Genomic DNA, 14,426 nt, shown 5'->3' with positions numbered 1-14,426 from the left:
ACCGGGCCGTGTGCCGGGCTGTCACCGACCACCTGACTGGTCGGCGCGTTCGAGACGCCGCAGACGCTTGTAGATCTCATCGCTTCCCCACACGAGAAAGGGCAGAGGAATCAGCAGAAGGAGGAGCCAGGGCTGAGGGGGAGCAGTCCCGAAGACGGCCTGCAGAGGGGGGATGCCGACGATGGCGGCCGCCAGGACCACTTCGAACAGGATGCCCCACAGCAGGAGTCTGTTGCTCAGTGGGCCGATTCTCAGGAGAGACTCAGTATGAGTTCGGGATGCCATAGCGGTGCCGATCTGGCACGACACGATGCCCAGGAAGGTCATGGTGGTGGCCTCCTGCCACAGACGCTCGGGCTGGGCCGAAGCGGCGGCGTCGAACGTCCATCCGCCGACGTGGAGGCTCATCAGGAACAGCGACGTGACCAGAGCTGCGGAGACTCCGCCCATGACCGCCCACGCACGGATGAGCATGTCAGAGCTGATCACATTTTCGTCGCGCGGACGGGGCCCTCGATCCATCAGCCCGGGCTCAGCGTCTTCCCGACCCAGGGCCAGAGCGGGAAGCGTTTCGGTCAGGAGGTCGATCGCGAGAATCTGCATGACGGTCAGCGGAAGCGGGATCGCTCCCCCCGAGACCGCGTAGAGAAGCAGGGGGATCACCTGCGGGGTGGCGTGGGCGAAGATATAGACGATGAATTTCCGGACGTTGTCATAGACCCGTCGGCCAGCCTCCACCGCAGCCACCAGGGAGGCGAAATTGTCATCGGTCAGAACCATCGTCGCCGCCTCGCGTGCGACGTCGGTCCCAGACCGTCCCATCGCGACGCCTATGTCAGCCTTGCGCAGAGCAGGTGCGTCGTTGACGCCGTCGCCGGTCATGGCCACGATGTGGCCCAGACTCTGCAGAGCGTCCGTGATTCTCAGCTTGGCCTCGGGCGATGTGCGGGCGAAGACCAGCTCCTCGGGCCCTCCCAGAATCTCGTCAAGCTCGGCTTCGCTCATGAGGTCCAGGTCAGAGCCGCTGATCACGTGAAGACCCTCAGAGCCGATGCCCACCTGTCGTGCAATGCCTGCGGCGGTCAGTCCGCTGTCCCCTGTGACGACGATGAGTCGTATGCCCGCGGTGTGGCATCGCTTGACGGCGTCCGCGGCTTCTGGTCTGGGGGGATCGGAGAGCCCGACCAAGCCGAGGAGCGTCAGGTCCCTCTCCGCGTCTTCGCGGGACATCATGCTCGGGTCGCTGCTGCGGATCGTCCGGTCTGCAGCGGCGATCAGCCGCAGCCCCTCTGAAGCCCACTCATCGATGAGGGCGGACAGCCTGCGGAGGTCGCGGTCCTCTAAAGGGCGATCTCCTTCTGCGTCCGAAATGCGGGTGCACAGTCGGAGCACCTCCTCCGGGGCTCCCTTGGTGTGAAGCACTGCCTCCTCTCCGACCCGGTCAAGAGTCGACATGCGCCTGAGGACAGGATCGAAGTGGAAGTGGGTGATCCGTTCGACGTCCGAGCGGTCGCCGACGGCGCCGAGGCTCACCGCGTGACGCAGCATCGCGACCTCCGTGGGGTCCCCGCTGTCCCGATTCTCAGAATCCTGCGGCTCGGACGGGCCAGCCTCAGCAGGAGCCTCGCGCGCGTTCAGCGCAGCCGTGGCTGCTGCTGTGTGGGACAGGCGAGCGTTCGAACAGGCCGCAGACGCTCGCGCGAAGCGCCGGGCGAGGGAGTCTGCTGCGGCGATCCCAGACGCCGTATGTCCTGACTCGTTGCCGTTCAGCGGCGCAGCGGCAGTGCTCTGCAGATCGGCGGGCGTCCAGAAGGCAGTCACCTGCATGCGGTTCAGCGTGAGAGTTCCGGTCTTGTCTGTGCAGATGACGCTGGTGGAGCCCAGCGTCTCGACAGCGGAGATGCGCTTCACCAGCGCACCGCTTCGGGCGAGCACTCGCACCCCGACGGCCAACGCCAAGGTGATGGTCGGAAGGAGGCCTTCCGGCACGTTGGCAACCAGGAGGCCGATGGCGAAGGTGACGGTGTCAGTCAGCGGAAGGTCCGCCAGCAGGAGGCCGACGGGGAGAAACGCTGCGCCCATGCCGATGGCTATGAGCGCGATCATCCGGGCCGCTCGATTGACCTGGTGCTCCAGGGGGCTGTGGTCCTTCGTCACCCGTTTGGACAGTGCCGCGATGCGCCCGAGCTCCGTGTGCATGCCGGTTGCGTACACCACTGCAGTGGCTTCGCCGCCGACGCAGGTGCTGCCGCTGAAGACGACGTCGGTCGCCTCCAGCAGGGGAGTCCCCGGGCGCAGTCCGACCTCGGGGGTTCTCAGCACCGCTTGAGATTCCCCTGTGAGCGTCGACATGTCTATCTCCACCGACCCACTGATGATTCTTGCATCAGCTGACACGCCGTCCCCCTCCTGGATGAGGACCACGTCTCCGGGGACCAGATCGACGGCATCGATCACCGTCGGCTCTCCTTCGCGCAGCACCTGCGCCCGCTCCGGAAGGTAGGACGCCAGAGCCTCAACTGCTCTCTCTGCGTGCAGCTCCTGGACGAACGCGAAGACTGCGTTGAGCAGGATCACCGCGACGATGGCGATGGCGAGCTCGGCAGTGCCTGTGACGGCGGAGAGGAGTGCGGCCGCCCACAGAAGCAGGGCCAAGGGATGGATGAGCTGCTTCAGCAGCTCTCGGGACCGCCGGCGCGTCTCCCCGCGGATCAGGTGATTGGGGCCTGCGGCCTGCAGACGGCGGGCGGCTTCCCTGCTGGACAGGCCGGCGGGGCGAGATCGGAGATCCAGGAGCAGTCGTTCGAGGGCTTCCGCAGGATCTCTGACCTCGAAGTCGGGCCGCTCCTCCGCGTCAGCAGCCCGCCTCGGACCGTGCTGGGGTGCACCTGCGCTCATGGCCTCATCTCAGCGCGTTCGCGGGGGCTCCGCCAGAGTCCTAAGACCTAGTGCAGCTGCTTCCCCTGGGACAGCGCCAGCCAGGTCTGGACGACCGTGTCCGGTGTCAGGGAGAGCGAATCGATGCCCTGGTCCACCAGCCACTTCGCCAGGTCAGGGTGATCTGAGGGCCCCTGGCCGCAGATGCCCACATACTTCTGCTGGGCTCGACAGGTCGCGATGACGGAGGAGAGCACTTTGAGCACCGCTGGGTCGCGCTCGTCGAACAGATGCGCCACAAGGTCCGAGTCCCTGTCCACGCCCAGCACCAGTTGGGTCATGTCGTTGGACCCGATCGAGAAACCGTCGAAGTGCTCCAGGAACTCCTCCGCCAGCAGGGCGTTGCTGGGCAGCTCGCACATCATCATGATCTTCAGACCATGGTCTCCGCGGCGAAGCCCGTTCCGGGCCATGAGGTCAAGGACGGCGCGGGCTTCGTCGACGGTTCTTACGAACGGCACCATGACGGACACGTTGTCCAGGCCCATGTCGTCACGAACGAAGCGCAGTGCTTCGCATTCCATCGCGAAGCTCTCGCGAAAGCCCTCGGAGACGTACCGGGACGCGCCACGGTAGCCCAGCATCGGGTTGGCCTCCTTCGGCTCGTAGCGCTCTCCGCCGAGCAGATTCGCGTACTCGTTCGTCTTGAAGTCGCTGAACCGGACGATGACCTGCTCGGGCGCGAAACTGGCTGCAATGGTGGCCACACCTTCGGCGACTCTGCGGACGAAGTATTCCTTCGGGGAGCCATACGGACCGATCATGCTGCTGATGAGCCCACGCATCTCGGCGGGAAGCTCGTCATGCTCCAGCAGGGCGCGCGGATGTATTCCGACCTGGTGGCTGATGATGAACTCCAGCCGGGCCAAGCCCACTCCCTGGTGCGGAAGTCGGGAGAATGAGAAGGCTCGATCAGGCGCGGCCACGTTCATCATCATCCTCACGGGTGGCGAAGGCATCTGGTCGAGGTTCGTCACCTCCTCATCGAATCGAAGCTCACCCCGGTAGATGACGCCTGTGTCGCCTTCGGCGCAGGAGACTGTCACCGTTTCTGCGTCGACGAGCCTCTGGGTGGCGTCGCCGGTGCCGACCACGGCGGGCACCCCCAGTTCGCGAACGAGGATCGCAGCGTGACAGGTGCGCCCCCCTCGCTCCGTGACGATCGCAGACGCACGTTTCATGATCGGCTCCCAGTCAGGGTCCGTGACCTCAGCAACGAGCACATCGCCCGGCTGCAGCCGATCCATGTCCTGCACAGATCTGAGAACCTTCACACGCCCGGTGCCGATGCGCTCCCCGATCGCCCGGCCGGTTGTCAGCACCGTCCCTCGCTCGTGCAGGACGAAGCGGCGGACTGCCTGCTGCGAGCTCTGGGAGACCACCGTTTCGGGACGTGCCTGGAGGATGTAGAGCCTGCCGTCGATCCCGTCCCGCGCCCATTCGATATCCATGGGTCGCCCGTAGTGGTCCTCGATCACCACGGCGCAGCGAGCCAGCTCGGAGACCTCCGCATCTGTGATGGAGAAGCGTGCTCGGTCTGCGGCCGCCACGTCGTCGAAGACGGTGCTGCTGTGCGTTCCTCGTCCGCCTGCGTAGCGCATCGCCACGGCCTTCGCGCCGAGGGTTCGGCTCAGGATGGCCTGGTGGCCCGTTCGCAGTGCGGGCTTGTGCACGTAGAACTCGTCGGGGTTCACCGCACCCTGAACGACAGCTTCGCCCAGTCCGTAGGAGCTTGTGATGAGCACCGCACGGTCGAATCCGGTTTCTGTGTCGACGGTGAACATCACCCCCGAAGCTCCCACGTCGGAACGGACCATGCGCTGCACTCCGGCGGAGAGGGCGACCTCACGGTGCTCAAACCCGTGATGCACACGGTAGGCGATGGCCCGGTCGTTGTAGAGGGAGGCGAAGACGCGGTGAAGGGCGTCCAGAAGATTGTCGGCACCTCCAATATTGAGGAAAGTCTCCTGCTGGCCCGCGAACGAGGCCTCGGGGAGGTCCTCCGCGGTGGCGCTTGAGCGAACAGCCCACGTCACGGAGTCTGGCTCCGGGTCCTCCGCGATGAGCTCGGCATAGGCTCGGCGCACGTCGTTCTCGAACTCGGCGGAGAAGGGCTGCTGCTGAACCCACGATCGAATCCGGGCTCCGACGCGTGCGAGCTCGGCGACGTCTTCGATGTCCAATGCGCTGAGCTCTCTCTCGATGCGCTGATCGAGTCCGTCGGCAGCGAGGAGTTCGCGATAGGCGTCAGCTGTGGTGGCGAAGCCCCCGGGGACCCGCACACCTGCTTCCGAGAGGTTCGCCACCATCTCTCCGAGGGAGGCGTTCTTGCCGCCGACCTGCCCGACGTCGGCCAGAGAGATGCTGCTGAACCAGACTAGGCGTTTCATCATCGTCTCCTCATCGCTGGACTGGGGATGCTGACGCCGCGCAGGTTCATGGCCTGCAGGATCGTCGCGGCGATCTCTTCGACGCTCGTGCCTGCGGAGCTGACACTGGGAATTCCGTGTCTGCGGTAGAGGCTCTCGGCCCAGCGGAGCTCTCGTCGGCATTGGGCCAGGCTCGCGTACTCGCTGCCGGGGCGGCGCTCCTCCCGCAGCTGGCTGAGTCGCTGGGGAGTGCTGGTGAGTCCGAAGCACTTCGCGGCGTAGGGTGCGATCGCCATCGGCAGCTCAAGGTCCGGTCCGTCGTCTTCGGTCAGGGGATAGTTTGCGACCCGCAGGCGGTGCTGGAGCGCCATATACATCGCCGTCGGAGTCTTTCCGCACCGCGACGGAGCGATGAGGAAGAGGTCCGCCAGGTTGAGCATCCTCACGCTTTGGGCGTCGTCGTGCTCCATGGTGTACTCGATCGCCTGGATGCGCGAACGATAGTGGTCCGCATCACCGGCACCATGGTGTCTTTCCGGGGCTTCGGATCTTCTCAGGCCGAGGGCGGCCTCCAACGTTCTGAGATGTGCGCTCAGCAGATCCATCACCAGGCACTCACCCGTATTCAGGGCCGTCGCCACTTCGGGGATCCGCACGGTCGTGAGCATGACCGTGACCCGATCCGAGGCGCGGGCCTCTGCGAGCACACGCTGCGCCCGCTCCGGAGAATTGACGAAGGGAAACGTCCGTCGCACGACGTGAGCATCCGGGAACTGGGCCAGGAGCGCGCTCCCCATCGTCTGCGCAGTGATGCCGGTCTGATCGGACACGAAGAAGGCCGAGATCGAGACGTTCGCGGCACTGGTCATGGCTCAGGCGATCCCAGCTGTGCTGCTCATGACCCGAACCCCTTATGTGAGTGGATGGTGCTGCCGCTGAGCTCATCCTGCCCCCACGGGGGGTGCACGTGTAGGGCCGAAGGTCCCGTCAGTCGGCTACTCAAGCCCGGACCGAGTCGCGTCCTTCAGCGAGAGATCCCAGGCGTGCGGCGCTCCGATGGTGAACCGTCGGCCAGTGACCTCGTCGGGCACGATGCGGACGAAGTGGTCCTTAGGGCCTGCCTGCCACGCACGAAGGCGGTAGGCCGGACTGTCCTTGAACTCATCGGTGTGCTCAAGGGCGATCGCAGTGCCCTTGACGACAACGCTCCAGGCTGTGTTTCTGGCAGTGTCGATTCCGTCCGTCTCAAAGGCGACGGGTGCATCGCTCATCGCGGCGGTCAGCTTCGTCCCCGGCCCTGTGCGAAAGACAACAGACTCTCGCTCGGTCAAGTAGGTGACAGGGAATATCTCGGGCCGCCCATCGGGACAGACAGCCAGTCTTCCCAGCGACTCGGCCCGCAGCAGCTCCCAGCACTCGCGTCCGTCCAGAATCTCGGTCTTTGAAGCTGACGATGAATTCCTCATGACTGAAATTTCACTCCTCGTTATTATTAAAAAATATATGAATAGGGAAAGCTTTTCATTGCATGCCTATGAGCGCAGAAAAGGAGTGTGGGCCCATTCCTCGAGGTGCTTCTGCGGTGCCGAAGGTCGGGCGAGGAGGATGAGCACGATGAGCCACCCCACCAGGGGGATGAGCCCGACGAAGAATGCCGTTCCAGGAAGGCCTGAGTCGTGAAGCCGACGCCATGTGACCGCGAGCAGGGGAAGGAGGGTCACCACGATGAGGGTCAGGTGCAGTGCTGCGGCGGCGAACACCACCAGGGCTTCGGGCTCGTCGAGGCTCAGCGGAGCGAGCAGCTCTGCCGAGCTGGTGTCTCCCAGGCCAGCATCTTCGGAGAGCAGCCAGCCTGCGATCATCCACGCGGAGAGACCGATGACGGAATGCGCCGCCAGGAGGACGAGAAGAGGCCACCAGAACTCTTCGCGAGTCGAAAAGCCCTTGAACTGCGCATAGTCTTCCAAGAAGAAGGACAGCGCCTTATCCGGACCGCAGGGCAGTGCCGACAGCTCAATCGGAGTGCTCTCGTACTTTGACATCAGGTATTCCTAGATCGCGAAGAATAGGCGGCGTGCAGCGACGTCACTGTTCTGCGACCGATTCATGGCGCGCTGCCGCGCGTCGACTGTGAAAGTCCAAGAGCTGAGCGCCCACGCCGAAGAAGAGCATCGCAAGCCACACGGCGATGCCGACCCAGGGGATGTTCAGCGCAAGGATCAGAAGGAGCCCGCCCACCAGGGTCTGCGGGATAGGGCGTGATGTCTTCCTGAGCACGACTCGGCCGACGAAGTGGGAGCCGTACACGAACGTCGCCAGCACGAGAACCGTCCACAGCAGAATGCCGGCAAGGCCGAGCGGGGCGCCGACGATGGTGATGAGGAGGAAGAGCAGCACCAGGGGAACGAGGAGGGAGGCGGCGAAGCCCACTATCAGTGCCTTCCACGGTGTGCGGAAGAGCTGGTCTGTCACCCGGCTCAGCTGCCGCGGCATGAGCGCGGCAGCCAGCACGGTGATGAGGCTCAGCGCGACGAGGGAGTAGAGCAGCCCGAGAAGCCAGCCGAGAACGCTCTCCCACGGAGAATCAGGCCCCGCCTCCGAAGCGGGGGCTGCTTCCACACGTTCAACGGAACCCGCCACGGCACCGTCGATGGTCGCTTCGCGATCGCTGTAGTAGGTCACGTCCCCGCCGACGGGGCCGACCAGGGTGAGCCTGCTGACGCCGACCAGAAGATCGCGGCCGATGTCCCCGCTGATTCTGATCTCTGTGGCTGCGCCCACCAGGTCGGTTCCGAAGGAACCGTCCTGCGGGATGCTGATCGTTGAGGCGAGCACGGTGCCGCTGCCGCTCACGGCACCGATGATCGAAACGTTCTGCGCCGCGATCCGCACATCACCATCGATGTCTCCTGTGATGCTGACGGTCTGTCCGGCGGCGATCACATCACCGTCGACGTCTCCGCTGATGGTGATGCTCTGCCCCGAGGCGTAGACGTCGCCTTCGATCTCCCCGTCGACGTCCAGGACGGATCCGCTGTAGAACTGCGGTCCTGGCTCTCTCTCGTCAGTCTCATCCGCAGTCGATGCCGAAGCGGGCACGAGCGCCGTCTCTGAGGATGCGCCTATCGCCAAAGGGGCTGACACGAGCCCCAGAAGTCCCAGGGCGAGGACTATGGGCAGTATGCGCCTGCTCTGTGACAGAAGTTTCATGGTGCAGCCACTTTCATCGTCTGGGCTGCCGCTTATCGCTGAGATTCGCGGAGCGATGCAGGAAGCCGATGCTCACGATGAGTATCGGTGTGAGGATGAGGGACCAGAAGAAGAAGAAGTTCCACATCGCGCTCCAGAAGTAGGTCCAGTCCAGCATGTGGTTCTCCCGGGGCAGATCGACTAGTCCGTGCTGCCGGTCTCGATGGCGATTTTGGTGGGAGGCGTGAGTCCCTTCAGCGGCACAGCGACCTTGAGGACTCCGTTGCGGAAGGTGGCCTTGATGCTCTGGCTGTCGGCCTGCTCGGGAAGGTCGACTCGACGGTAGAAGCTGCTGCTGCTTTCGTGCAGGACGTACGTCTTCTTCCTGTCCTCCTCGCGCTCGTGCCGCTCGGCGTGGATGACAAGTGTTCCGTCGTCGAAGAGCTCACGACGGAGCGTGTCGAGGCCGGCGAAGGGATCGAATCGAATGAGGCTATGCGTCATGTCTTTGTCCTTTCCTTGCGGTGAATCAGAAGGTGTGTGAGGGCTTGCTCAGGGACGCATCACGGGACCGTCTCGCTGCTCAACCCCGTTGGGTCTCCCATGCCCATGGTGTGCGGGCACGCCTCCACAATGGACTCGTCGCGGCGTCTGTCCCAGGGCCATTGGTCACATGGGTTCTCTGCAGAGCGGCACGACGGGGGCTCGGGGGTTGGTCGCTGATATGCGCGCTCGATGGCGCCGCCCTCGGTGACACGTGGTGGGCTGATCACTTGCGCCGCAAGCCGCTGTGAGCGTGGTGGCTGTGTGCGGCCATCACGCTCCGTCCGGCTGCCTTGATCGCCTCGATGATGAGGAAGCATGCGAGTGCGTATCCAAGCGCACTTCCCCATTCTGCGGGGGTGAGGGGTGCGGATCCGAACCATCGGTGGAACGGGGGCAGGTACGTGTAGGCGATCTGCAGCATCGCGAACGTGGCGATGCATATCCAGATGGCCCGATTCCCGGTGAGCACCCGAAAGGTGACGCTGGAGCGCCCGAGGTGGCGGACGTTGAACAGCACCGCGACTTGGGCGACGACGAGCACGGTCACTGCTGCGGCGCGCGCGGTGCGCAGGTCCGCGCCTGCTGAGATGTGGACGAAGAACACCGTGGTGGTTGCGGCTGCGACGACGACGCCGGCTCCTGCGAGCAGGAGCAGGCCGCCCGAAAGGAGGGACTCCCCGGCCGGTCTGGGGGCTCGTTTCATGGTTTCGGGTTCGGCGGGTTCGTAGGCGAAGGCCAGCGAGAGAGCCACCGCGGTGATGAGATTGACCCATAGGATCTGGGTCGGCTGCAGAGGGTCCGGAAAGCCTGCCGCCACGGCGGTGAAGACCACGAGGGACTGCCCAAGAGTGGTGGCGAGGATGAACACCACAGATTTGCGCAGATTGTCGTAGATGCGCCTTCCTTCGCGTACGGCCCGCTCGATGGTGGCGAAGTTGTCGTCGGCAAGGACGAGGTCGGCGGCGTCCTTTGCGGCCTCTGTTCCCTTCATGCCCATAGCGATGCCGACATCGGCCTGGGTCAGAGCCGGAGCGTCGTTGACCCCGTCGCCAGTCATGGCGACCACGTCGCCGCGCGATCGGAGCGAGGCGACAATGCGCAGCTTGTGCTCTGGGCTCGTCCGCGCAAATACATGAACGTCCGCGAGACGGTCCCGCAGCTGCACGTCGCCCATCCGATCGATATCGGCCCCGCTCAGGACGGGTGCGCCCTCTTCGACCAGGCCCATCTCACGGGCGATCGCGCGCGCAGTGCGGGCGTGGTCGCCCGTGATCATCTTCACGCGTACGCCCCCCTCCTGGCATTCGGAGATCGCGGCTGTCGCTTCGGGCCGCGGCGGGTCAGTGATGGCTGCTATGCCCAGCATCACCAGTCCGCTCAGATGCTCGGGCTTCAGGGCCGCAGCATCGGCCGGCATGTCGGCGCGAGCTGCGGCGAGCACCCTCATCCCCTGCGCCGTGTACTCATCGACGAGTGCACGCCATCGATCACGCTCCACCGGTCTCTGCCCTCCGTCCGCAGTGCGCTCATGCTCACAGAAGGTCAGCAGGCGGTCAGGGGCACCCTTGACGAACACATGCCGCCTGCCTGAGGCCGATTGTTCGAGCGTGGCCATGAACTTCGCCTCAGCATCGAAGGGAATCTCGTCCATACGCGTGTATTCGGAGGCATCGGCGTCGGCCTTGCGGCCGAAGGCGATGAGAGCGCCTTCAGTGGGGTCCCCCACCACGCGCCACCCTTCGGCTCCAGTGCGGTCGATCCGAGCGTCGTTGGGGAGAGTGAGCGCGAGAGCCAGTTCGCGCACGTCTGCTCTGCTCCCGGAATCGGTTTCGCCGTGGGGCGAGATCATCCCCGCGGGACCGTAGCCCTCGCCGGTGATCGTATACCGTGAGTCGGATGTCGCAGCCGCTCGCACGGTCATCTCATTCTTGGTGAGCGTTCCGGTCTTGTCGGAGCAGATGACGGTGACCGATCCCAGGGTCTCCACGGCGGCCAGGCGACGGGTGATGGCTCGCTGAGCAGCCATGTGCCGTACCCCGAGAGCAAGGGTGATCGTCACGACCGCCGGGAGACCCTCCGGGGCGGCGGCGACTGCGAACGCAATGGCGGAGGAGAGAAGCAGCTCGGGGGGCTCGCTGTGCAGCACGAAGCCGAGGCCCACCATGACGACGCACAGTATGAGCACGGTGACCGTCAGCTGACGCCCGAGGCGGTTGATGGAGCGGATGAGAGGTGTGTCCGTGCGCTCGACATCGCGGACGAGCCTCTGGATGCGTCCGAGCTCCGTGGAGCTGCCGGTCTCGGTGACCACTGCAACACCTCGGCCCGCGACCACTACTGACCCGGCGTGGAGCATATTGTGCCGGTCCGCAAGGGGCGCGTCACGCGCCGCTGGGAGGGGATGCTTGGAAGCCGGGACAGCTTCGCCCGTCAGCGCGGCTTCGTCTGCCAAGACGCTGCGCGCTTCGATCAGCCGCGCATCGGCAGGGGCGCGGTCTCCCGCGTGCACGCGGATGATGTCGCCGGGGACGAGGATGCTGGCGGCGACTTCATGCCATTCTCCGTCGCGTCTTACAGTCGCCTTCGGAGCGAGCATCCGGCGGATGCCGCGCAGAGCCTTTTCCGCCTGTCCTTCCTGGACGAATCCGATGATCGCGTTGATCAGTGCGACGGCCAGGATCACCGACGCGTCGATGTAGTCGCGAGTCGCGAGCTTGATGACCGCCGCACCCAAGAGGATGTAGATGATGGCGTTGTTGAACTGGGCAAGGAACCGCAGCATCGCATTGCTGCGGAACGGCTCGGGGAGGCTGTTCGCCCCGAAGTGCGCCTGCCGGCGCTCCGCTTCGTCCGAGGTGAGACCCGACCGGGCGGAGGCGAGTCCGTCGAGCACCCCTGCAGCCGTCTGAGCATGCGGCGAGCTCAAGGAGCCCCACGCCGCGGACGCCTGTCGATGCGGCTCCGCTGGCGATCTCCCCGACTCACCTGACCGGGTTCCTTCTCGGCTCACGTCAGCGGCCCTCTTCCGGTCTCGTCGAATCCGCTGCGAAGCGTGTCTCCTGGCACCAGCGTCCCTCCCACCATGTCTGGCCGGGCGGTCATCCGGTAGGGACGATGGTCCCTCCGGCAGGACCTCCGGCCCTACCTGCGACGTACCCCGCCCGGCATGGTGAAGCCAGCCGAAGGAAAGCTGCCACGGCGCCAACAGGCTCAGGATTCGTCGTTCGTGACGCTTCCGCTGGCAGCCGGAGTACGGACGCGAGCGAAGGAGCAGGAGATGCAGGCACCCATTCTCACGCTGACGATGAATCCGGCCCTCGATGTGTCGAGTTCGGTGGATCGAGTGCGCGGCGAGCGCAAACTGCGGTGCGGTCCGGCCCGCTTCGATCCCGGTGGGGGCGGGGTCAATGTGTCGCGGGCGATTCGCAGCCTCGGGGGCAGCTCCACCGCTGTATACCCACTGGGCGGCCCCACTGGCGACGCATACAGCCGGTTCGTGGCGGACTCAGGGATCGCGGGGCATGTGGTCACGATAGCGGGCGATACGCGCCAGAGCCTCACCGTGGATGAGACGAGTACGGGGGAGCAGTACCGGTTCGTCCTGCCTGGACCGGTCCTCTCCGAGGCTGAGTGGAAGGCGTGCCTCTCCGCGGCGGCAGACCGTCTGTCACCCGGCGGCTTCCTCGTCGCGAGCGGCAGCCTCCCCCCTGGGGTGCCCGAGGATCTGTACGCCACGCTGGCCGGCATCGCACAGGCGCGGGGGGTTCGTCTTGCGGTCGACGCCTCGGGCCCGCCGCTGGAGGCCGCACTGTCTCACGGGGTCTTTCTCATCAAGCCGAGCCGCGACGAGCTCGCCGACCTCGTGGGCGCCGACCGTGACCTGAGTCCGGACGAGCAGCTTCACGCTGCCCGCCGACTCGTCGCCGAGGGGCGGGCCGAGGCTGTTGCCCTGACGCTCGGATCTGAGGGAGCGCTGCTGGTCACCTCGCATGCCGCCCTGCGGCTGCCGACGCCGAGAGTCACGGTCGCCAGCACGGTAGGAGCCGGCGACGCCTTCCTGGCCGGAATGGTCCTGCGGCTCGCAGAGGGCATCCCCCTCCCGCGTGCCTTCCGCACAGCCGTAGCGGCCGGAAGCGCTGCCGCGATGATGCCCGGCACGGGCGTGTGCAGGGCGGAGGACGTCGCGCGACTGGCCCACGAACTGGCACCCACGGAGGGACCAAGGTCTCTGTCGCCCGCACGGCTCGGGGCTGACGATGGGAATCTCACCGCAGAGACGCATAAGGAGCGATCATGAAAGCAATGGTGCATCAGGGTCCCGGCTCGTTCGTCTGGCAGGAGCACCCCACTCCCCAGATACGGAAGCCGACGGACGCGATCGTGAAGATCGAAGCCACAACGATCTGCGGAACAGACCTGCACATCCTCAAGGGCGACGTCCCAACCGTGGAGCCCGGACGGGTCCTCGGCCACGAAGGAGTCGGTGCTGTCACCGAAGTCGGTGCCGCTGTCACCGAGATCGCCGTCGGGGACCGCGTCATCGTCTCGTGCATCTCGGCCTGCGGAAAGTGCAGCTACTGCGCAGACGGAATGTTCTCCCACTGTCTCGCTGATGAAGGAGCATCCGGATTGGGCTGGCTTCTGGGGCACCTCATCGACGGCACGCAGGCCGAGTACGTGCGGGTGCCCTTCGCGGAGACCTCGCTCCACAGGGTGCCGCAGGGCGTCGCGGCCGAGGACGCTGTGATGATCAGTGACATTCTCCCCACGGGCCATGAGATAGGCATCCGGTACGGCGCCGTGAAGCCGGGCGATGTCGTCGCAGTCATCGGCGCGGGCCCCGTAGGCCTCGCTGCGATGATGACGGCGTCCCTCTATGGGCCGAGCAGGGTGATCGCTGTCGACATCGATGCGAATCGGGTCGAGCAGGCAGAGCGTTTCGGCGTGAGCGACGGCGTGATCTCGTCGGACCCGGAGTGGAAGGAGCAGATCCTCGCCCTGACCGACGGGCTGGGAGTGGACGTCGCCATTGAGGCAGTCGGGGTGCCGAGCACGTGGGACATGTGCTTGGAGATCGTCCGGCCGGGCGGTCACGTCGCCAACGTCGGGGTGCACGGCAAGCCGGTGAGCTTCCCTCTGGAGTCGGCGTGGATCCAGAACCTCACGATCACCACCGGACTGGTCAACACCAACACGTCGCGGATGCTGATCAAGCTGCTTGCGCAGGGCCGGCTCGATGCGGGCGCCTTCATCAGCCATCGCTTCTCGCTGGACGACATCGAGAGCGCCTACACCACGTTCAGCAGCGCGGCAGAGACCAAGGCGCTGAAGGTCATCCTCGCTGCTCGGCGCTGACATCATCTCTCGCCGAAGGACTTTGGACCC

Annotated in this window: 11 protein-coding genes; 2 read left to right on the top strand and 9 right to left on the bottom strand. The window is 65.4% G+C overall.

Annotated features, from left to right (window positions below):
• Positions 1 to 21 precede the first annotated feature (21 nt).
• The 9 genes from FS388_RS03500 to FS388_RS03465 all read right to left on the bottom strand — a co-directional run bounded on the left by FS388_RS03500 (position 22) and on the right by FS388_RS03465 (position 11,967).
• On the bottom strand, positions 22 to 2,898 hold the full coding sequence (locus FS388_RS03500) for a cation-transporting P-type ATPase (RefSeq protein ID WP_146339745.1): 2,877 nt from the start codon (positions 2,896 to 2,898) through the stop codon (positions 22 to 24).
• A 47-nt stretch (positions 2,899 to 2,945) separates the two neighbouring features.
• Positions 2,946 to 5,327: a phosphoenolpyruvate synthase gene (gene ppsA / locus FS388_RS03495; RefSeq protein ID WP_146341848.1), complete on the bottom strand. Its 2,382-nt coding sequence runs from the start codon at positions 5,325 to 5,327 to the stop codon at positions 2,946 to 2,948.
• Positions 5,327 to 6,175, bottom strand: coding sequence for a pyruvate, water dikinase regulatory protein (locus FS388_RS03490; RefSeq protein ID WP_146339743.1), 849 nt, complete (start codon positions 6,173 to 6,175; stop codon positions 5,327 to 5,329). The genes ppsA and FS388_RS03490 overlap by 1 nt, the downstream gene beginning before the upstream one ends.
• A 126-nt stretch (positions 6,176 to 6,301) precedes the next feature.
• Positions 6,302 to 6,772, bottom strand: coding sequence for a pyridoxamine 5'-phosphate oxidase family protein (locus FS388_RS03485; RefSeq protein ID WP_146339741.1), 471 nt, complete (start codon positions 6,770 to 6,772; stop codon positions 6,302 to 6,304).
• Between the two features lie 66 nt (positions 6,773 to 6,838).
• Complete coding sequence (locus tag FS388_RS03480; protein WP_146339739.1) at positions 6,839 to 7,348, bottom strand: DUF805 domain-containing protein; 510 nt, start codon at positions 7,346 to 7,348, stop codon at positions 6,839 to 6,841.
• Between the two features lie 43 nt (positions 7,349 to 7,391).
• Entirely contained in the window at positions 7,392 to 8,516 is a 1,125-nt protein-coding gene (locus tag FS388_RS03475; protein ID WP_146339737.1) for a polymer-forming cytoskeletal protein, read from the bottom strand.
• A 13-nt stretch (positions 8,517 to 8,529) separates the two neighbouring features.
• Positions 8,530 to 8,673 carry a hypothetical protein gene (locus tag FS388_RS12990; RefSeq protein ID WP_168198580.1) on the bottom strand — a complete coding sequence of 48 codons (144 nt, stop codon included), beginning with the start codon at positions 8,671 to 8,673 and terminating at the stop codon, positions 8,530 to 8,532.
• Between the two features lie 23 nt (positions 8,674 to 8,696).
• A complete protein-coding gene (locus FS388_RS03470; protein WP_146339735.1) occupies positions 8,697 to 8,999 on the bottom strand; it encodes an Hsp20/alpha crystallin family protein in 303 nt (100 codons plus the stop codon).
• Between the two features lie 265 nt (positions 9,000 to 9,264).
• Complete coding sequence (locus tag FS388_RS03465) at positions 9,265 to 11,967, bottom strand: HAD-IC family P-type ATPase (protein ID WP_146339733.1); 2,703 nt, start codon at positions 11,965 to 11,967, stop codon at positions 9,265 to 9,267.
• 351 nt (positions 11,968 to 12,318) lie between these two features.
• On the opposite strand from FS388_RS03465, the gene FS388_RS03460 reads away from it, so the two are divergent.
• Complete coding sequence (locus FS388_RS03460; RefSeq protein ID WP_146339731.1) at positions 12,319 to 13,338, top strand: 1-phosphofructokinase family hexose kinase; 1,020 nt, start codon at positions 12,319 to 12,321, stop codon at positions 13,336 to 13,338.
• Entirely contained in the window at positions 13,335 to 14,396 is a 1,062-nt protein-coding gene (locus FS388_RS03455; RefSeq protein WP_146339729.1) for a zinc-dependent alcohol dehydrogenase family protein, read from the top strand. The genes FS388_RS03460 and FS388_RS03455 overlap by 4 nt, the downstream gene beginning before the upstream one ends.
• Positions 14,397 to 14,426 lie beyond the last annotated feature (30 nt).

This window comes from Nesterenkonia sp. NBAIMH1 (genome assembly GCF_007922635.1).
Classification (GTDB): domain Bacteria; phylum Actinomycetota; class Actinomycetes; order Actinomycetales; family Micrococcaceae; genus Nesterenkonia; species Nesterenkonia pannonica.
Note: the sequence above shows the minus strand (reverse complement) of the source record. Positions and strands in the feature narration are given on the sequence as shown.